Here is a 20,036-nt window from a genome sequence, read left to right as displayed (position 1 = left end):
ACAGGGGATGGATCGGACGGGAGGCGCGGGGCGGGGTCGACCCGCGCCTCCCGTCCCTCAGACGGTCGCGTCCGTCACTGCGTGCCGAGCTGGCCGGCGATCGAGGACATGGTCTCCTTGCCCGAGGTCTGTCCGTTCACCGCCTGCAGCGCGTACTGCGTGAACAGCTGGGAGAGCTGGTCGCTCTGCTTGTTCCCGAGGAGCGGGGACGACTTCGCGAGAGCTGCCTTGAGCGCGGGCTCGGCACCCTCGATGCCGGCGCTGGAGTACCAGGCCGCCTGCGCCGCTGTGCGACCGGGGAACGCGCGACCCTGCTCGGCGAGCGAGGTCAGGACCTTCTCGCTGGTCATCGTCTGCACGGCCTTGAACGCCTGCTCCGGGTACTTGCACTGCTTCGAGACGCCGAAGCCGGAGCCGGCGGCGAAGGTCGACGGACCCGGGGTGCCGGCGGGGAGCGTCGTGACACCCAGGTCGAACTTCACTTTGGCCTTCTGGCTGATGAGCGACCACGGACCGTCGGTGTACATCGCGACCTTGCCGGCGGCGAAGTCGTTCCCCGGTGTCGACGAGTCCGACGACGCCTGCGTCGCGTAGCCCTTCTTCACCAGCGTCGAGAGCCAGTCGAGGCCGTCCGCGAACTTCGCGTTCGACGCGTCGAGCTTGCCGTCGGACGTGATCACCCGGCCGCCGTTGTAGCCGTAGACCATCGACTCGAGGTTGAGGTCGCCGACCGTCGAACCGAACTCGGTGATGCCCTTCGCCTTGAGCGCAGCGCCCGCCGCCTCGAAGTCGTCGACCGTCCAGCCCGGCTTCGGCTCGGCGACGCCGGCCTGCTTGAAGAGGTCGCGGTTGTAGAACATCATGATGGGCCCGGTGTCGTACGGCAGGCCGTAGAGCTTCCCGTCGACCTTCATGCCGTCGAGCGCGGTGCTGTCGAACGCGGAGAGGTCGGTGCCGTCCTTCTTCGCGAGGTCGTCGAGCGGCAGCAGCGACGACGTGTAGTTCGCGGCGCGGAGCGACTGCATGCTCACGACGCACTGGGCGCCGCCGGCACTCAGCTGCGTGCTGAGCTTCGTGAAGTAGTTCTCGAACGGTGCGCCCTGGATCGTCAGGGTGATGCCGTCCTCGCTCTTCACGGTGTCGGCGACCTTCTGCCAGGCGGCCTTGTCCTCCTTACCGGCGATCCACATGGACCAGGTCAGGGCGTCCTTCGACTGGCTCCCACCGGCACTGCTGCCGGAGGAACAGCCGGTGAGCACGAGGGCCGCGGCAGCTGCTGCCGCGAGCCCGGCGATCATTCGTCGTCGTTGCATCGGAGTCTCCACTTCGTCGTGGTGATCGGGTGAGGGTGAGGGTGTGGTGGTCAGGCGACGCGGACGGCGTCCGGGAGCGGTGCGGACGCGCCGGCCCAGACCGGGCCGTCCGGGAACTCGTACGTGTCGAGGGTGGCGGCGAGCATCTCGGTGCCGGCGCCGGGAGCGGTCGGCGGCCAGTAGCGGCCGTCGTGGACGTCGACCGGGGTCACGAAGTGCTCGTGCAGGTGGTCGACGAACTCGATGCACCGGGTGTCGAGGTCGCCGGTCAGAGCGACCGCGTCGAACATCGAGAGGTGCTGGACGGCCTCGCACAGGCCGACACCACCGGCGTGCGGGCACACCCGGACGCCGTGCTTGGCCGCGAGGAGCAGGATCGCCAGGTTCTCGTTCACCCCGGCGACGCGGGTGGCGTCGATCTGCAGGACGCTCATCGCGCGGGCCTGGATGAGCTGCTTCGCGATCACCCGGTTCGCCATGTGCTCCCCGGTCGCCACCGGGATGGGGGCGATGCGGCGGGCGATCTCGGCGTGCGCGAGGACGTCGTCCGGGCTCGTCGGCTCCTCGACCCAGGCGATGTCGAACTGCCGCAGCCGGTCGATCCACGTCACGGCCTCGTCGAGGTCCCAGCGCTGGTTCGCGTCGATGGCGATCCGGATGTCGGGGCCGACGGTGGCGCGGGCGATGCCCATCCGCCTGATGTCCTCGTCGACGTCGCCGCCGACCTTGAGCTTGATCTGGGTGAACCCCTCGTCGACGGCTTCGCGGCAGAGGCGCGCCAGCTTCTCGTCGTCGTAGCCGAGCCAGCCCGGCGTGGTCGTGTACGCCTGGTAGCCCTCGCGTTCGAGGCGTGCACGGCGCTCGGCACGGAGCGGGACGGCGTCGCGGAACATCGCGAGCGCCTCGTCGGGGGTGATCGCGTCGGTGAGGTACCGGAAGTCGACCAGGTCGACGAGTTCCTCGGGGCTGAGGTCGGCGAGCAGTGCCCAGAGCGGCTGCCCGGCCCGCTTCGCCCGGAGATCCCAGAGCGCGTTCACCACGGCGCCGATCGCCATGTGCATCACGCCCTTCTCCGGGCCGAGCCACCGCAGCTGCGAATCGTGCACGAGCGCCCGCCAGGTGCCGCCCATGTCGTCGAGGAGCGCTTCGGCGTCGGCCCCGAGGACGTGGTCGCGGAGGGCTTCGATCGCGGCCTCCTGCACCTCGTTGCCGCGGCCGATCGTGAAGACGAAGCCGGTGCCGACGTGTCCGTCGAGGGCGTCGGTGCTGATCTCGACGTACGCGGCGGAGTAGTCGGGTGCCGGGTTCATCGCGTCGGATCCGTCGTGGTCCCGCGAGGTCGGGAACCGGACGTCGCGCACGCGCAGACCGGTGATGCGGCTCATCGTGTCTCCTGCCCGTCCGGTCGCCATCGACCGAACGAGGTAATCGAAACATCCGATGTCTCTGCTGTCAAGAGCGGATCGTGTTGCGTTTCAGCCACGAAGCGCGCCGAGTCGTCCGATGACTCGCGCCGCTCCTCGCCCCGAGCCATTCTGCGCGGAGAAGGTCGTTCCGCGCGTAGGAAGACGTTCCGTGCGTAGGAAGTCGTTCTTTCCGACCACCTACGCGCGATTCCGCTTTCCACGGCACTCGCGATGGGTCAGAACGCACCACGGCCTGGAGGCGCGGTGCGGGTCGGACCCGCACCGCGCCTCCAGGCCGTGGTCGCCTCGCGCCGGGGGCGACGCGACCGTCGCGGTCATCAGGTGGTGGCGAGCCGGCCCATCTCGGCGACCACCCCACGGAGCCGGTCCGCCAGGTCGTCGCGGGAGCCGACCGTGAAGCGGTGCGCCGCCTCGATGACCGCGGCCATCACGAGCGTCACCGCGGTCCGCGCGGAGTCCGGGTCGGTTCGTTCCGAGGCGACCTCGTGGACGGCGAGCCGGGCGTCCGCCATCCACTGCAGCATCGTCGGCACCATCTCCGGCCGGGCCTGCACGAGCTCCTTCATCCGGCGACGGTCCGCCGGCAGGGTGACCGTCTGCGCGACGAGGTCGCACAGGTCCGAGACGAGCGGCCCCTCGGCGGTGAGGAAGGCCGCGCGCGCCTCGTCCGGCACGGTCGTCGCGGGCAGCCCGAGTGCGGCGTTGCCCTTCGACGGGAAGTAGTTGAAGAACGTCCGCGGCGAGACGCCGGCGGCGGCGCAGATCTCCTCGACCGTGACGCCTGCGAGGCCTCGGTCGGTGACGAGTTCGAGGGCGGCGGCGTGGATCGCGGCGCGGGTCTGCTGCTTCTTGCGCTCCCGGAGGCCGCAGTCGGCGGCGGGGGCTTCGCTGGTGGTCACGTGGTGCTCCTGGTGCGGAACGGGTGGTGCGGGACGGGGCCTCCCACGCGGTGGTGGGAGGCCCCGGTCGACCTAGTCGTTCGACGCGCCCCGCTGGACGGGGATCGAACCGGTGACGGGCGCGGTGGGCGAGCCCATCGTGTCGGCGGCCCTGACCGCCTGCACCTCGAGGTCGTCGGCCGTGCCGGCGTTGTCCGCCTGCTCCTGCAGGGCCGAGCTCTTCCGGAGCGGCGGCGCCTTGAAGAACCAGCTCAGCACGAACGCGAGCAGGATCACCGCGAAGCCGACCCAGTAGACGGTCACGGCCGAGGCGTTGAACCCGGTCATGAACGGCTTCGTGAGGGCCTTGTCCGCACCGTTGAGGTAGGACGTGTCGCTCGTCTCGGCGTTCGAGTTGCTCGACGTGTTCGCGCCCTTGTCGATCTGCTTCGCGAGCGTCGGCGCGAGGTCGTTCACCCAGTAGGTGCGCTGCGCCGCGTTCGACCAGTCGACCGTGAGCGCGCCGTTCTGAACGCTGGCGTGTGCCTGGGTCGCGGCGCTCGCCAGCGCCTGCTGCTGCACCGCTTCCGGAGCGCCGGCCGTGGCCTGGGTCACCTTGGCGGTCGCGGCGTCGAGGCCGGTCTGCACCTGCTGCTTGACGGGGGTGACGATCGGGTTCCAGATCTGGTCCATGACACCCTGGTTCGCCTTCGCCGACGCGACGGTCGGGTTCAGGGCGGCGTCGAGGGCCGAGGTCAGGTTCTTCTCGTCCGCGGTGGCGTGCAGGATGTTCGCCGGCATGATCGAGAACAGGACCGACAGCAGCACCGCGGTGCCGAGCGTCCCACCGATCTGGCGGAAGAACGTGGCCGAGCTGGTCGCCACGCCCATGTCACGCGGCTGGACCGAGTTCTGCGACGCGAGGGTGATGCTCTGCATGAGCTGGCCGAGGCCGAGGCCGATGAGGAACATGCCGATCATGAGGAACCAGAGCGGCTTGTCGATCGTCATGAACGTCAGGACGACGTAGCCGCACGAGACCAGCGCCGTGCCGATCACCGGGAAGATCCGGTAGCGGCCGGTGCGGGCGACGATCTGGCCGGACGCGATCGAGGCGATCATCAGACCACCGATCATCGGCAGGGTCGCGAAGCCCGACTCGGTCGGGGTCAGCCCGGTGACGATCTGCAGGTAGAGCGGGATGGTCAGCATGGCGCCGAACATCGCGAAGCCGACCAGGAAGCCGAGGATCGTGGCCATCGAGAACGTGCCGGAGCGGAACAGCTTGAGCGGGATGATCGCGTCGTCCTTCATGAGCGTCTCCACCACGAGGAAGGCGACGAGCCCGAGGGCACCGACGACGTAGCAGGCGATCGCGCCGGCCGAACCCCAGCCCCACGTGCGGCCCTGTTCGGCCACCAGCAGGAGCGGGACGAGGGTCACGATGACCGAGGTCGCACCCCACCAGTCGATGCGCGGCTTCGCCTTGGCGTCGCCGAACTTCGGCAGGTGCAGGAACGCGATGACCATGAGGAGCGCCGCGACGCCGATCGGGACGTTGATCAGGAAGACCCAGCGCCACCCGGTGATGCCGAGGATGCTCGTCGCACCGGCGAACAGTCCGCCGATGAGCGGGCCGATGACACTCGAGATGCCGAAGACGGCGAGGAAGTACCCCTGGTACTTGGCGCGCTCACGCGGGGCGAGGATGTCGCCCATGATCGCGAGCGGCAGCGACATCAGCGCACCCGCACCGATGCCCTGGAACGCACGGAACGCGGCGAGCATGATCATCGACGTCGACATCGTCGAGAGCAGCGACCCGAGGATGAACACCGCGATGCCGAAGATGTACAGCGGGCGGCGGCCGAAGACGTCGGAGAGCTTGCCGTAGATCGGCGTGGTGATCGTCGACGCGATGAGGTACGCCGTGGTGACCCAGGCCTGCTGGTCGAGGCCGTGCAGGTCGTCACCGATGGTGCGGATCGCGGTGCCGACGATCGTCTGGTCGAGGGACGACAGGAACATGCCGGCCATCAGGCCGTAGATGACGAGGAGGATCTGGCGGTGCGACATGATCGGCTTCCCCGGCGTGCTGGCCGGGGTGCTCTGTCGTCCGCGCTGCACCTCGACGGGTGCGGTGGCAGTAGACATGGGGTCCTTCAGGGGTGCGGTGGTGAGTGGTGCTGGTTCGTGGTCGCGAGGGACGCCTGAGCGTGTGTGGCGGGCCGATGACGGCGGGTCAACCTTGCAGACGCTGCAACTTTACACCTTGAGCACGTTTGCTCACAACGCAAACTTGCCGTGAGCGCACGTTCGTGAACGGCTTCTCAGGCTGACCCGCCCACTACCGTGAGTGCATGGGGCGGATGACGTGGGACGCGGTACCGAACACGCTTCGCAGGCGCGTCGAGGGGGTGCTCGGCGGCGAGGTGGTCGAAGCCGTGTCGCAGGCCGAGGGCTACTCGCCCGGGAGCGCCGACCGGGTCGTCGTCGCCGGCGGGGGACGGGCGTTCGTCAAGACGGTCTCCCAGTCGCGCAACGCCGGTGCCTTCGGTCTCCACGGGCAGGAGGCCCACGTGATGGCCCTCCTCCCACCGTCGGTCCGGGCCCCGCGGTTGCTCGCCACGCTCGAGGACACGGTCGACGGTGACGACTGGATCGCCCTCGTGCTCGCCGACGTGGACGGCCGCCATCCGGGTGAGACCCGCGACGGAGCCGACGTCGCAGCCGTGCTCGACGCCCTCGACACGTTGCCCGTCGCCACCGGTGCGCTGGCGGCACGGCCTCGGCTCACGAACGACCTCGCCGGGGAGTTCGGCGCCTGGGATCGGATGCTCGCCATCGGGCTGCCGGCGACGATCCCGCGGCACGTCGCCGCCGAAGCGCAACGCCTCGCGCGGACGGCACGCGGGAGCGCGGCCCTGGTCGATGGGGAGCACCTCACCCACGTCGACTGTCGCGCGGACAACCTGCTCGTCGACGCCGTCGGGCAGGTCTGGCTGCTCGACTGGCCGTGGGCCGCCGTGGGAGCGCACTGGTTCGACCCGCTCACCTACCTGCTCGACGTGCTGGTCCGAGGCGAAGCGACCGACGTCGAGGAGCACCTCGCCGTGCACCCGGTGTTCGCCGGGCTGGACGCGACGACGGTGGACGCCGTCCTGGCCGGGCTCGCCGGCACCTTCTTCGAGAAGGCCGCGCGGCCAGCGATTCCCAACATGCCGACGCTCCGGGACTTCCAGCGACGCGAGGGACTCGCGGCGGCGGAATGGCTCCTCCGCCGGTGGACGACGCGCTGACCGCCGCGCACCGTTGACCCGCGCGCACCGTTGACCGCCGCACGCCCCACCGGTGTGCCAGACTTCCGACGTCGGCACTGGTGCCGACCGCGCGAGGGGGTGCCGGTGGGACGAGGGTCGGCTCCGTTCTGGGCACGCAGCGTCCGTCGCCGCCCCGCGGCCGCCGTGGTGCTCGCCCTCCTCGCACTCGTCGCGACCGTGGTGTCCGTGATCGCGCCCCTGCTCCTCCGCGCCGTCGAACAGTCGACGCTCGACGATGCGCTCGCCCACGCCGGGGTACGCGGCACGTCGATCGCAGCCTCGGCCGAGATCGAGTACCAGAAGCTCAGCGAGGCCCAGGGAGCGGTCGTCACGACCACCTCCGCAGCGACGGAGAGCCGCCTCTGGCACGGAGAAGTCGTCGTCGCCGAGTCGAAGGCCCTCGTCTCCTACCGAGCGCCGTCCGATCCGGCCGACGCCGACGTGCGGTACACCCAGCTCGCCGGGCTCTCCGACGACTGCGCGTCCCTCGGGCTCGTCGACGGGCGGTGTCCGTCGGGTTCCGACGAGGTGCTCGCCCCGGCGGGCTCCGGGATAGCGACCGGGGCGGTGCTGCCGCTCTCCGTGCTCGACGTCCCCGAGCAGTCCGTCCGCGTGCGGGTGGTCGGTACCTACAACGCAACGAGCCGCGTCGGCCGGATCGCGAGCGCGCCCGGCAAGCTGTTCGGCAGCGGGGGCACCGGCGGCCCCGACCTGGTGATGTCCCTCGCCGGGTTCGACGACCTGTCGATCACCGGGACGATGTGGTCGGTCAAGACCCTCCGGCACGGGCTCCGCCTCGACGACGTGCCCGCGGTGGTGCGCGACGTCGCGGCCGCTCGGGACGGCACGCTGACCGAGAGCAGCGCACAGTCGTCGGTGTCGGTGCAGGAACGGATCGACGACCTGGTCGACCGGGTGGCGGACGGGAACGACGCCGCGACGACGATCGTCGCTGTGCCGGCACTGCAGGCGGTCGTGCTGGCGTGGTTCGCCCAGGGGGTCGTCGCCGGCCGCATCGGGCAGGCGCGCGCGGCGGAGTGGGGACTCGCCCGGCTGCGTGGGCTGCCGGCGCGACGTCGGTTCGCCGCGGTCCTGCTCGAGCCCGTGCTCGCGACGGTCGTCGGCGCCGTCGCCGGTGCGGCTGCCGGTCTGGGCCTCGCCGCACTCTGCGCGCCGGTGCTGCTCGGCGCGGGGGCCCCGGCCCTCGAACCGCTCCGCGCGCCCGTCCTCCTCGCCCTCGCCGCGGCGTTCGCCGGGTCGCTCGTCGCCCTCGTCGTCGCGAGCGCCCGCGCGTCACGGGTGCCGCTCGTCGACCTGCTCCGGCGTGTCACCGAGCCGCGGACCCTGTCCCGCGCGGGCGCGGTCGTCCAGGCGGTGGCCGTGATCGCCGCGGTCGTCGGACTCGCGGCCGTCGCGACCGAGACGGAGGTCACCGGTCCGAGCATCGCGCTCCTCGCGCCGTCGCTCATCGCCGTCCTGCTGGCGATCGTCGGACTGCGTGTCGGGGTCGCCGTGGTCCGCCGCCGCGCCGACCGCCCGGCGCGTTCCCTCACCGAGCTGCTCGTGGTGCGTCGGATCGCGCGGACGCCGTCGGTGCTGACGACCGCCGTCATGGTCGTCCTCGGCGTCGCCCTGGCGGTGTCGTCGACGCAGACGGCCGTCCTCGCCGTCCGCCTCGCCGACGACCGCGCAGCCGCGACCCTCGGCGCAGCGACCGTCCTCGACGTGCGGGTGGCCGAGGACACGCCCTTCGTGCAGGCCGTGCGCGACGCTGATCCCGGCGGGCGCTCAGCCATGGCGGTGCAGGCGACGTCCCGGGGGGGTCGGCGTCGGGCGGCTGATCGCCCTCGACTCAACCCGCCTCGCCGCCGTCAGCGCGTGGGACCCGACCTGGGGCGGGCGCAGCACGGCCGCACTCGAACGCGAACTCCGTCCGACGGGTGGCCGGTCGCTCCGCCTGACCGGGACGCAGCTCGCCGTGACGCTCCGCGAGGTCGGCGCACCCTACGGCGAGGCGGCGAAGACCGTCGCCACCGCAGACCCCGCCGACGTGGATGTCGTCGCCGTCGTGCAGGCGGCCGACGGCTGGCACCGGGTCGTCCTCGGCGCACCGCGGGACGGCACGCTGACGAGTGCCCGCGGCGCCCTCCCCTGCACCGACGGCTGCCGACTCGTCTGGCTCGGCCTCGAGACCAGCGCGACCACCAGCGCACCCTACGGACTCGGGGCGACGATCACCGACGTCACGGTCGGGGACGGCACGACGGCGCGGTCGGTCGGCGCCGCCTGGCTCCACGCGGACCGCTGGCGGAGCCGCCTCGGCGAGAACCCGCTGCCGGACGGCGGCCCGACCGCCACCCTCGGGGACCGCCGCGACGGCCTCCGCGTCTCGTGGGTCGACCCGACGGGTTCCGGGACACCGAGCATCACCCCGCGGGACGGTGCCGAGCCCCTCCCGACCGTCATCGGTGCTGCGACGGTCACGCAACCGTTCGCGGGCGTTCCCGACGCCACGGTCGGCATCGGGCTCAACGGGGAGTCGATCGTGCTGCGCGTGGTCGGGACGGCACCGGCGCTCCCGCGGGTGCTCGCCGACGGCGCCCTGGTCGACCTGACCTCGGCCGGCCACGTCTCGAACCCGGTCGGCACGGGCACGGACCACGAGGTGTGGGTCGCACCCGGGGCCGAGCGGCGCGTCACGGCCGCCCTCGCCCGGAACGGCGTGACCGTGACGGGCCGGCACACCCTCGCAGACGCCGAACGCCGGGCCGAGCGGAGCGCTCCGGTGCTCGGGGCGCTGGTCGGCATCCCGACCGCCGGCGCGGCCCTCGTGCTCGTCCTGCTCGTCGTCGCCGGGGTCGGTGCGATCGGAGCGCGTCGCCGTCGTGACGACGTGGACGTGCTCCGGACGAGCGGGTTCTCGCGCAGCGCCGTGCGTCGAGCCGTGCTCCGCGAGACGTTCCTCCCCGCCGCAGCCGCCGTCCTGCTCGGCGCGGTGGCGGGGACGATCGCCACGGTGGTGACCGCCGCGCGGCTCCCGCTGCGCGCCGAGGCCGTCCCGCCCCTCGGAGTGCCCGTGGGGCCGCTCACCGTGCTCGCGGTCACGGCGGTGACGATGCTCGTGCTGCTCGCCGTCTCCGCCGGGGTCGCCGCCGTCGGCGCGGACGGTTCCGGCCGACCGCGCGGCAGCGGCGACGGAGCGGAGCACCGGCGCCCGAGAGACGGGAGGCCCGCACCGTGACGCCATCGCGCTCCACGCCCGTCGCGGACGACGGGTCCCTCCCGGCGTTCCGCGCCTCGGGCCTCGTGCACGTGTACCGGGAGGCCGAGGTCGACGTGGCCGCCCTGCGCGGCGTCGACCTGACGGTGCCGCCCGGGCAGCGCGTCGCGCTGCTCGGCCCGTCCGGTTCGGGCAAGTCGACCCTGCTGTCGATCGCCGCCGGCCTGATGCGACCGAGTGCCGGCACGGTGACCATCGGCGCGCAGGACCTCGGCACCGCCGACCGGCGCGACCTCGACCGACTGCGGCGTGACGTCCTCGGACTCATGCTGCAGGGCGCCGACGTCAACCTCATCGGCCACGAGTCGGCCCGCGCCAACGTCGCCTGGACGGTCCGCGGGATCCCCAGCCGCGACAGCGCTCTCGGCGAACGCGTGCTGGCAGCCGGCGGGGTCTCCGACGACGGCCGTCCCGTCGCCGAGCTGTCCGCGTCGCACCGGCAGACCACGGCACTGGCGGTGGCGCTGGCGTCCCGCCCACGGCTGCTGCTCGCCGACGAACCGACGAGCCGCCTCGACACCGCCGCGCGGGATGCTCTGCTCGACCTGCTCGTCGCCGAGACGGAGCGGGAGGGGATCGCGGTCCTGCTCGTCACCCACGACGAGGCCGTCGCCCGCCGGATGCAGCGGATGATCCACCTCCGCGACGGCCGGGTCGGCGAGGAGGACTCCGGGTCGGGGCGCCGCGCCGTCGTCGCGGCCGACGGTTCCGTGCCGATCCCCCAGCACCTCCGGGGCGACTGGCCGACCGGTGCACTCGTCACGGTCGAGCCGGACAGCGCGGGCGGCCTGCGCATCCGACGGGCGGACGAGGAGGCGACGGCGTGACGGCACTGGTGTTCGAACGGTTCACAGTCGGGTTCGGCGACCGGGAGGTCTTCGCGGTGGACGGCCGGGTCGACGCCGGCGCGGTCGTGGTCGTGACCGGGGACGACGGCGCTGAGGTGTCCGCGGTGCTCTCGGCCGTCGTCGCCGCGCTCGACCCGGACGCGCCCCCGCTCGACCGGTCGGCACGCGCCAGGAGCACGGGCTCGGTCCGGATCGAGGACCTCGCCGCCGGACGGCCACCGCTCGCGCTCCTGACGCGGGACCACGATCTGCTCGGAGCTCTGACCGCGACCGAGAACGTCGCACTCGGCCTGCTCGCGCACGCGCCGTCCCGCCGTCGCGCGGAGCGGGGACGTCCTGACCGGGACGACCGCATCGCGGAGGCCCTCGACGCCGTCGGGGTACCGCCGGCGGTCCGCACCAACCTCGCCGAGCAGCTCTCCGGCGGGCAGCAGCAGCGCGTCGCACTCGCTCGGGCGCTCGCGGTCGATGCCGGTGTCACGGTGCTCGACGACCCGACGAGCGAGCTCGACCCGGCATCGGGGCTCGTCGTTCTCCACGCGCTCGAGGCCGCGGCCGACCGGGGCGGGATCGTGGTCGTCGGGCGCTCGTCCGACGACGAGGTACCGGCGTCCGCGATCCTCTTGCGGATCGGTCACCGCGGCCGGCACGCTCCGGCCTGAACGGGTCACCGTCGGCCGCGGTACCCCGTCGATCCAGGAAGCGCGACCCCCGGGAGCGTACGGTCCTCCGCATGACTGACGAGCACGGCAGCACCCCACGTCCGGAGGACGACGCCGCACGACTCGGACTGGTCGTCGTCGGCGAGGCAGCAGCACTGCACTCGGGCGACGAGGCGGCCCTGGACGCGAGCGAGCAGAACATCCGCGACACCATCGACGAGATGATCGACGAACCGTTGACCGAGCGGCAGGAAGAGGTCGTCGAACGCCTGGCCGCCGCGGGTGGGACGCTCACCGCGGGCCTCAGTGGAGCACTCGCCGCCCAGTCCGGCCGCAGCGTCGACGACATCCTCGAGGGTGCCGCCCGCAGCGTCGTCTGGCAGCAGCGGCTGTCGCAGCAGCGTGACGACGCCGAGCACGACGTCCGCCACCAGCACGACGGCCGCCACCCGCACGATGCCGACCACCAGCACGACCGCGCCGAGCGCGAGGACCACGGCGGGCAGCGCGAGGACGCCGGTGGCCAGCAGCGCGAGCGCCGCGACGACGACGGGCGCGACGAGGCCTGAGCCCGTCGCGCCCGCACCGAGCACCGACCCCTACTCGGCGGCCAGCGGCTCCTGCGCCTGTTCGCGCACGACGGCGCGGGCCGCTGCCTGGCCGGTCGTGGTGCTCTTCACGATGTCGCTCAGCGTGAACCCGGCCGTGGTGCCGAGCAGCGCGTCGACCTCGCTGAACTGACTGACAACGCTCTTCGACAAGGCACCGGCGCCGTCGGACGACACCACCGTGAGCTTGTCGATGTTGCCCATCGGGGCGGCGAGCTCGCGGGCGATGCTCGGCAGCGTCTCGATCGCCTTGACGCGGAGCACGGCGTCGGAGTGCTGTGCAAGGGCGTCGGCCTGCGCCTTCGTGGCGTCGGCCTCGGCCTGCCCCTTGGCGCGGATCGCGTCGGCGGCCGCTTCGCCCTCGGCACGCGATGCGTCGGCGGCGAGCTTGCGGGCCTCGGACTCGGCCTTCGCCTCGGCCGCGATCGCCTCGGCGGAGATCCGCCGGGCCTCGGCCTGGGCGCGGGCCGTCTCGACCTGGGCCGCAGCGGCGGCTTCGGCCTCGACACGGGTCTTCCGCGCCTGCGCCTCGGCGACGGCGCTCACCTCGGACTCGAGCTCGGCGCGACGGAGTTCGGCACGCTTCTGCGCGGTCAGCTGCTCCTGCTCGACCACGCCCTGCGCCGCGCGGGCCTGGGCGAGCGGACCCGCCGCCGCGGCCTCGGCCGAGGCACGGTCGGCGTCGAGCTGCAGCGCCGCACGTCGGATGGCGAGCGTGTTCTCCGCCTCGGCGATGGCCTGGTCGGCGGTCGCACGCGCCTCACGCGCTTCGCGGTCGGCCTGGGCCTCGGCGTTCTCGGCCTCGAGCCGAACGCGAGCGCGCTCGGCACGACCGAGGTCGCTGATGTACTCGTTGCGGTCGGAGATGCCCTTGATCTCGAACGAGTCGACGTCGAGCCCCTGGCTGTGCAGGGCGTCCTTCGCGACGTCGAGCACGGCGACGGTGAGCTGGTCACGGTTGCGGATGATCGTGGAGACGTCCGTCGCGCCGATCGAGGCGCGGAGCGAGCCCGACAGGACTTCGCGCGCGAAGTCGTCGATCTTCTTCTCCTGTCCGAGGAACCGCTGCGCGGCCGCCCGGATGGAGGCGTCGGTCTCGCCGACCTTGACGAGGGCGACGGCCTCGACGTCGATCGTCACGCCGCGGGAGTCCTGCGCGTTGACGTTGATGTCGATCGCCCGGGAGCTCAGCGAGAGCTTCGCGACCTTCTCGAAGAACGGTCGGACGAGCACGCCGGCGCCGAGCACGACCTTGATGCCGGACTCGACCGTCTCGGTGCCGTCCGCGTTCTTGACCTTGCGTGAGCGCTTGCCCGTGATGATGAGTGCTTCGTCGGCACCCGCGTTGCGGTACACGACCTTCGCGTAGATCAACGCGATCACCGCGAGGACGATGATCCCGCCGACGATCAGCGGGACGGCTCCGAGCGCGAACAGGACTTCCATGACTCCCCCTCCGGTCCAGGCCGCAGCCTGGATTCCGCATCTGTTGTTCCGTTGGCTCTCATCCTACGAGCCGTCCGTGCGACGACGACAGCGAGGACGGTAGAGCGACAGGACTTCCGGTCAGAACGGGCCGATGTTGACAGGATTTCCTGCCAACGGAACGTTCCGGAAGCCGAGTAGACGGGAGGCGCGGTGCGGGTCGGACCCGCACCGCGCCTCCAGGACGGTGTCGCGTGGGCGCCTACGCGCCGGCACGCCACCAGTCGTCGAAGGGCGTCGCCGGGACCTGGCGCTTGTGCTCCGTCGCGCGGTAGCGCGTCTCGATCGCCTCGGCGACCTCGACGGGCACGTCGTGCCCCTGCAGGTACGCGTCGATCTCGGCGTAGCGGAGCCCGAGGTTCGCCTCGTCGGTCTGGCCCGGCGTCTCGTCGAGCAGGTCCGCCGTGGGGGCCTTCTCGTACAGACGTGCCGGCGCGCCGAGGTGCTCGAGCAGCTGCCGCCCCTGGCTCTTCGTCAGACCGGTGAGCGGCGTGAGGTCGACCCCGCCGTCGCCGTACTTGGTGAAGAAGCCGGTGACGGCCTCGGCCGCGTGGTCCGTGCCGACGACGAGCAGCCCGCGCTGCCCCGCCACGGCGTACTGGGCGACCATGCGCATCCGCGCCTTGACGTTGCCCTTCACGAAGTCGCTCAGCGGGACGCCCGACGCGGCCGTGTCCTGCACGACCCCGTCGACGCCGTGCTCGATGTTGATCGTGATGCCGGGGTCAGCGGCGATGAACTGCAGGGCGAGCTGCGCGTCGTCCTCGTCCGCCTGCACCCGGTACGGCATGCGGACGGTGGTGAACTCGGCGGCGTGGCCCTCGGCGCGGAGGGACTCCACCGCGAGCTGGGTCAACCGGCCGGCGAGCGTGGAGTCCTGGCCGCCGCTGATCGCGAGCAGGTAGCCCGCGGCGCCGGTGGTCAGCAGGTAGTCGCGGAGGAACCCGACCCGACGGGCGACCTCCTGCTCGGGGTCGATGGTCGGCTGGACGTTGAGGTCCGCTGCGATGGCGGCTTGGAGTTCACGCACCACCTCAGTATCCCGCTGCGACCGCCGGCGCGCACGGGTTCAGTGGACGGGTTCGGTGCCGATCGGCCGGACCGTGTTGTCGTGGTCGGCACCGATCGCACACGTGCAGACGACGCCGATGGTCTCGGCGGAGCGGGTCAGCCGGAACCGCTCGACGTGCGGCGGTCCGACGTGGCGGTCGAGGGGGTGCGTGTCGTGGTCGTGCACGGTGGTCCTCACGGCTCGAGAGCGAACGGGCGAACGGGCGAACGGGCAGGGAACGGGGGAAAGGCGGATGCCGGTGCGGCGGTGGCCCGAACCACCACCGCACCGGCCGGGGCCGCGGCGACCCGAACGCGCCGCGACCCGGGGAGACGGGCGCCGGTCCCCACCGACGCCCGTCGGGGCCGTCCGTCTGGTCAGACGCGGCGCATGCGACGCGCGACCAGGGTGCCGCCGCCGGCTGCGAGGAGCAGTCCGGCGAGGAGCATCAGCGGCAGGACCTCGGCACCGGTGAAGGCGAGGGATCCCGTGCCGGCACCCGCGCCGCTCCCGGCACCACCGGCTCCGGCACCACCGGCTCCGCCGACGCCGCCGGCACCGCCGTCACCCGGGGTCCCCGGGGTTCCGGGGTCCGTCGGGTCCGTCGGGTCGACCGGCGCCGCGGCGACCGCGAAGGTGACCGAGTCCGGGTCGCTGACCAGGGTGCCGATGGTCTCGACGGCCTCGGCCTCGTGGTCGCCGACCGCGACGTCGGGGAACGTCACCGTCCAGGTGCCGTCCTCGTCGGCGACGGTCGACTGGACGCCGTCCGCGTCACCGTCGAGCGTGACGTCGACGTCCGCGCCGGGCTCCGCCGTGCCGGTGACCGGCACGTCGGTGGTGTCGTCGTCGCCCTCGACCGCGTAGTCCGTGCCGTCTTCAGGCGACGTGATCGCGATCCCGGCGAACGGGTCCGCCTGGACGGTCGCGGTGGCGAGGTCGACCGTCGCGAGATCCGCCGCGGGCAGGAGCTGCAGACGGACCGCCCGGACCGTGGTGGCTCCGGTGTCGTCGGCGGTCGGCTCGGTGAAGGCCGGTGCGGTCTGCGAGTTGATCGTGATCGACACGAGCTCGTTCACGATGTCGAGCAGCGGGTCGAGCGCCGTGACCGTACCGGTCACCGCGGTGAGGAGCGTCGCCACGGTGTCCGCGACGAAGTCACCGCCGAGCACGTCGCCGACGATCCCGGTGAGCGCCGGCACGACGGTGGAGCCGAGCAGCGGCTGGAGCAGCGGGTCGAGCGTCCCGAGCACCGGGCCGAGGATCCCGTCGCCGGCCACCGTGAGGGTGGCACCGTCCCCGGTGCCGAGCAGGTCACCGACGGTGGTGTCGACGGTGAGGGTGAGACCCGCGACGTCGAGCCCGGCCAGGTCGACGCCCGTGTCCACGACGAGCTGCACCGCGGCCGCGTCGAGCGCGTTCGTGATGGTGCTCGTGAGGAGCGCCGGCAGCTGCTCGGTGAGGATGTCCGAGATCGCGCCGGTGATCTGCGCGTTCACGGTGTCGCTCGCGAGGAGCGTGGTGTTCGCCGGCAGGTCGTTCAGCGTGTAGAGCTGCCCGAGGTCGATCGAGACGACACCGGTGGACAGGTCGAGCGTGACCGGACCGTCCGTCAGCGGCTGCTGCGTGACGGTGGCGAGCGCTCCCTGCAGGTCGACGTCCGCGGTGAGCTGCGCCGTGGTGTCGTCGAGGGTGAGCACGCCGAGCCCGAGGGTGTTGACGGCGTCGGTCACCGGGCCCAGCAGCGAGGCGGTCAGGTCGGTCGTCAGGCCGTCCTCCCCGAGTGCCGTGTTGACGGTCGTGTCCGTCGTGCCGAGCGTCGTGTCCAAGCTCGTCACGAGCTGCTGCACCGCCGGGCTGACCAGGCGGACCTGCGCTCCGGCGACCTGGTAGTCGGTGGTGACGTCCGCGCCGTCGAAGGTGCGGTCCGCCTCGGCCCGGGCCGACAGCGCGCCGAGCCCGACGGAGAGTTCGCTGACGACCCCGTCGACGTCGAGGTCGCCCAGGAGCGGCGTGAGGTTCACGGTGGCGCCGGTACCGGGGGTCCCCGGGCCGACCTGGATCGCGCCGTCCGCGCCGACCGCACCCGAGGCGGCGACCGCCGAGGTGGTGTCGGTGGCGGCGACCTGCCCGGCGACCCCGACGTTCACGAGGCCGTTCTGCCCGAGCAGCTGGATCCCGCCGGGGACGTTGATCCCGATGCTGTTGAGCACCGTGAGGTCGAGCGGGTCGGACCCGCCGTCGGCCGGTCCGCCCGGTGCGGTGGCCCCGAACGACCCGGCGAGCGCCGCGACGTCGTCGAGGTCGATCGTGCCGCTCCCCGCGATGAGCCGGCCCTCGGCCTGGGTCGCGTCGGAGGCGGCGGCGTGTGCGGGGAGGGCTGCTCCCCCGATGATGACCGCCGCGACGGTGGCCGTGGCGCCCGCGCGGAGCGCGATGCGTGTTGCTGTGCGTGGCATGGTGCCTCTTCCTCCGGCGGAGGGGTGCTCCGCCGCTGATCCATCCCCCGGTGGTTGGCCGTGGGATCCGACGAGGTCACTGGTGAGGCGACCCCGGAGTCACGTGTGCGCGTCGTGCTGCGCGCGGGCGCGGCTATCCGGCGTGACCACCTCCGGCGAGGAGGGGTCGGCGGGCCGTGGTCTCCACGAACGGGCGCATCGAACGTGCGCGCGTGGTTCGTCCTCGTGCCATTCCTGATCCCCTCGGGTGAGCCCGGCGACGTCGTCGAGCTGAGGATGAGCGGTTGGTGAGACCGCGTTCCTGTGCAATCTACAAGGGGCCTCGGGGGTGCTGGCGATACCCCCGTTCGGGAGGTACGCGCGTTGGACGCGCACGACAGTTCGATCGTTGACAGTTAGATATCGAACGGTTAGTGTTCTGAGCATGACGAAGCAGGACCCCCGGACGTCGCAGCAGCCCCAGCCGCAGCAGGCACCCCGCATGGACTCCCCCCTCCAGCAGATGCGCTGGATCGGGTGGGCGCAGCGCAAGGCCGCCGAGGAGTGGGTGCGGGAACGCGACCTCACCCAGGAGCAGTCCTTCGTGCTCGGGTACCTGCAGCGCACGCCCGGGGCGATCCAGCGGGACATCGCCGACATCACCCGGACGAGTGCGGCCAGCGTCTCGAGCCTCCTGCAGGGACTCGAGCGCCGCGGCCTCGTCGAACGACGCGCCGACGCCGAGAACGCCCGGACGAAGCGCGTGTACGCCACCGACGAGGGGATCGCCCTCATCGCCGGGTTCGAGGACGCGATGATCGCCCTCGACGACGTCCTGCTCGCCCCGTTGAGCGAGGACGAACGGACCACGCTGCAGGCGCTCCTGCAGAAGGTGACGGCCGACCTGCCGGAGCCCACCCGCTAGCGCCCCCGCGCCGCACCCGCGCACCGCCCGCGGCGACACGACCAGCGCGCCCCGCGCGCCGCACCCGCGCACCCAGCGCACCCCACGCCTCCAGGCCACCGCCGGAGGCCCACCCACGCGACCGCACCCGCGGCCGTGCGCTCCGTCCTGCCCGGAAGGGCCGGCGGAGCCCTGCCCTGAAGGAGGCAGCCATGAGCACCACGACACCGTCCACCACCGAGCCCACGCCCGGCACCACGCCCGGCTCCGCAGCGGCGAAGAACCGCTGGTACCTCTCCGCCGCCCCCATCGGACGCGCGCTCGTGCACCTCTGCGTGCCGATGGCCGCCGCGATGGTCGTCAGCGCCGTCTACAACGTCATCAACGCGGGGTTCATCGGCGCCCAGCACGACACCTCCCTGCTCGCCGCGATCACCTTCGGCACCCCGCTCCTCGGCCTCATCATGGCGGTCGGCGGCGTGTTCGGCGTGGGCGGCAGCGCGCTCATGTCCCGCATGCTCGGCGCCTCGGAGCACGACCCGGCCAAGGCGCAGGACATCAAGCGCGTCGCCTCGTTCGCCCTCTGGGGAGCGGTGGTCACCGGGGCCGTCCTCGCCGTCGTCGGCCTGGTCTTCCTGCAGCCCCTCGTCGCCGTGCTCGGAGCGGACGCCGCCGCGGTGCCGGCGACGAGCGCCTACGTGGCCGTGATGCTCGCGTTCGTGCCGGTGCTCGCCGCGTCGTTCGCGCTCGAGCAGATCGTCCGCTCCGAGGGCGCCGCGCGGCAGGCGATGGTCGGGCTCATCCTGTCGACGATCGGCAACCTGGTGTTCGACGTACTGTTCATCCTCGTCCTGCACTGGGGCGTCGCCGGTGCCGCCCTCGCCATCGGCCTCGGGAACCTCGTCGCGATCGGGTACTGGATCGTGTGGCTGCAGCGGCACAGCGAGAACGTGAGCTTCGCGCCGAAGTGGTTCACGCTGCGCCGCGACATCCTGGCCGGCGTCTTCGGCATCGGGTCGAGCGAGCTCCTGCAGTCCGCGTTCCTCATCGTCACGACGCTCGTCCTCAACAACCTCGCCGCCGCCTACGGGGACGACCCGCTCGCCGCGATGGGCGTCGCCGTCCGCATCGCCCAGGTGCCGGAGTTCCTCGTGATGGGCGTCACGATCGGCGTCCTGCCGCTCCTCGCCTACGCGTTCGGCAAGGGCGACGCCGCACGACTCCGGGCAGCCCTCCGCGGAGCGGCGTTCACCGTCGGCACGATCGTCCTGGTGTTCTCGGGCACGGTGTTCGTCTTCCGCGAGCAGGTCTTCACGATCTTCTCCGGTGACCACTCGGTGCTCGCCATCGGCCTGACGATCCTCACCGCGCAGCTCGTCGCGGCCATCGTCAACGGCTTCACCGGACTGCTCACCTCGCTGTTCCAGGCGACCGGGATGGTGCTGCCCGCGATGATGCTCTCGATGGCGCAGGGCGTGCTCTTCATCCCGATCGTCATCGTCGGCAACCTGTGGTTCGGGCTCGCCGGGATCATCTGGGCGCTGACGGTCACCGAGGTGCTCGTCTTCGCGGCGGCACTCGTCCTGTGGGTCGCGTCACGCGGCCGGATCGCGCGCGGTCTCGCCGAGGGGTCGCCCGAGCGTGCGGACGCAACGCTGGAAGCGGCAGCCGTCTGACGCCCTGGACCTGCGTCCGGACGGACTGGAGGCGCGGTGCCGGCTGGCACCGCGCCTCCAGTCCGTCAGTGGGTGCGCTGGTGCGCGACGGGCGGGGTGGTCCTACGAGAGGACGAGTTCCAGCAGCGAGCCGGCGACCGGGGCGG

Annotated in this window: 15 protein-coding genes; 7 read left to right on the top strand and 8 right to left on the bottom strand. The window is 72.3% G+C overall.

The features are described from left to right. Positions 1-74 precede the first annotated feature (74 nt). The 4 genes from EDF64_RS14590 to EDF64_RS14575 form a co-directional block, all read right to left on the bottom strand. Entirely contained in the window at positions 75-1,313 is a 1,239-nt protein-coding gene (locus EDF64_RS14590; RefSeq protein ID WP_243736405.1) for an ABC transporter substrate-binding protein, read from the bottom strand. 50 nt (positions 1,314-1,363) lie between these two features. After that, entirely contained in the window at positions 1,364-2,698 is a 1,335-nt protein-coding gene (locus EDF64_RS14585) for an enolase C-terminal domain-like protein (RefSeq protein WP_133520701.1), read from the bottom strand. A gap of 359 nt (positions 2,699-3,057) precedes the next feature. Beyond that, a complete protein-coding gene (locus EDF64_RS14580; RefSeq protein ID WP_133520700.1) occupies positions 3,058-3,639 on the bottom strand; it encodes a TetR/AcrR family transcriptional regulator in 582 nt (193 codons plus the stop codon). A gap of 72 nt (positions 3,640-3,711) precedes the next feature. Continuing rightward, the gene (locus EDF64_RS14575) at positions 3,712-5,772 is read right to left on the bottom strand and encodes an MDR family MFS transporter (RefSeq protein WP_133520699.1); all 2,061 of its coding nucleotides are present in this window, start codon (positions 5,770-5,772) and stop codon (positions 3,712-3,714) included. Positions 5,773-5,978: 206 nt separating this feature from the next. Between EDF64_RS14575 and EDF64_RS14570 the strand changes: the two genes are divergently transcribed. The 5 genes from EDF64_RS14570 (at position 5,979) to EDF64_RS14550 (ending at position 12,297) form a co-directional block, all read left to right on the top strand. Continuing rightward, on the top strand, positions 5,979-6,917 hold the full coding sequence (locus EDF64_RS14570) for an aminoglycoside phosphotransferase family protein (RefSeq protein ID WP_133520698.1): 939 nt from the start codon (positions 5,979-5,981) through the stop codon (positions 6,915-6,917). Positions 6,918-8,916: 1,999 nt separating this feature from the next. Beyond that, positions 8,917-10,179: an FtsX-like permease family protein gene (locus tag EDF64_RS14565; protein ID WP_133520697.1), complete on the top strand. Its 1,263-nt coding sequence runs from the start codon at positions 8,917-8,919 to the stop codon at positions 10,177-10,179. Beyond that, a complete protein-coding gene (locus EDF64_RS14560) occupies positions 10,176-11,045 on the top strand; it encodes an ABC transporter ATP-binding protein (protein WP_133520696.1) in 870 nt (289 codons plus the stop codon). The genes EDF64_RS14565 and EDF64_RS14560 overlap by 4 nt, the downstream gene beginning before the upstream one ends. Beyond that, complete coding sequence (locus EDF64_RS14555) at positions 11,042-11,728, top strand: ATP-binding cassette domain-containing protein (protein ID WP_133520695.1); 687 nt, start codon at positions 11,042-11,044, stop codon at positions 11,726-11,728. The genes EDF64_RS14560 and EDF64_RS14555 overlap by 4 nt, the downstream gene beginning before the upstream one ends. 71 nt (positions 11,729-11,799) lie before the next feature. After that, complete coding sequence (locus tag EDF64_RS14550) at positions 11,800-12,297, top strand: hypothetical protein (protein ID WP_133520694.1); 498 nt, start codon at positions 11,800-11,802, stop codon at positions 12,295-12,297. A 30-nt stretch (positions 12,298-12,327) separates the two neighbouring features. Here the strand turns inward: EDF64_RS14550 and EDF64_RS14545 are convergent, their stop codons facing one another. The 4 genes from EDF64_RS14545 to EDF64_RS14530 form a co-directional block, all read right to left on the bottom strand. Further along, positions 12,328-13,782 carry a flotillin family protein gene (locus EDF64_RS14545; protein WP_133520693.1) on the bottom strand — a complete coding sequence of 485 codons (1,455 nt, stop codon included), beginning with the start codon at positions 13,780-13,782 and terminating at the stop codon, positions 12,328-12,330. A gap of 241 nt (positions 13,783-14,023) precedes the next feature. Beyond that, positions 14,024-14,851 carry an ammonia-dependent NAD(+) synthetase gene (nadE, locus tag EDF64_RS14540; RefSeq protein ID WP_133520692.1) on the bottom strand — a complete coding sequence of 276 codons (828 nt, stop codon included), beginning with the start codon at positions 14,849-14,851 and terminating at the stop codon, positions 14,024-14,026. Between the two features lie 39 nt (positions 14,852-14,890). Continuing rightward, positions 14,891-15,070: a hypothetical protein gene (locus tag EDF64_RS14535; RefSeq protein ID WP_133520691.1), complete on the bottom strand. Its 180-nt coding sequence runs from the start codon at positions 15,068-15,070 to the stop codon at positions 14,891-14,893. 179 nt (positions 15,071-15,249) lie between these two features. Then, entirely contained in the window at positions 15,250-17,331 is a 2,082-nt protein-coding gene (locus tag EDF64_RS14530; RefSeq protein WP_133520690.1) for a choice-of-anchor G family protein, read from the bottom strand. A 424-nt stretch (positions 17,332-17,755) separates the two neighbouring features. Here EDF64_RS14530 and EDF64_RS14525 point away from each other — a divergent pair, with 424 nt between their 5' ends. Both EDF64_RS14525 and EDF64_RS14520 read left to right on the top strand, forming a co-directional pair. After that, positions 17,756-18,235 carry a MarR family winged helix-turn-helix transcriptional regulator gene (locus tag EDF64_RS14525; protein ID WP_243736404.1) on the top strand — a complete coding sequence of 160 codons (480 nt, stop codon included), beginning with the start codon at positions 17,756-17,758 and terminating at the stop codon, positions 18,233-18,235. A gap of 191 nt (positions 18,236-18,426) precedes the next feature. Next, positions 18,427-19,890 (top strand): MATE family efflux transporter, encoded by a 1,464-nt coding sequence (locus tag EDF64_RS14520; RefSeq protein WP_133520689.1) that lies wholly within the window; start codon positions 18,427-18,429, stop codon positions 19,888-19,890. The last annotated feature ends 146 nt before the right edge of the window (positions 19,891-20,036 follow it).

Origin of the sequence: Curtobacterium flaccumfaciens, from assembly GCF_004361695.1 — a bacterium.
GTDB lineage: Bacteria > Actinomycetota > Actinomycetes > Actinomycetales > Microbacteriaceae > Curtobacterium > Curtobacterium flaccumfaciens_B.
The sequence above is the reverse complement of the archived record's forward strand: the minus strand, read 5'-3'. Positions and strand labels throughout refer to the sequence as shown.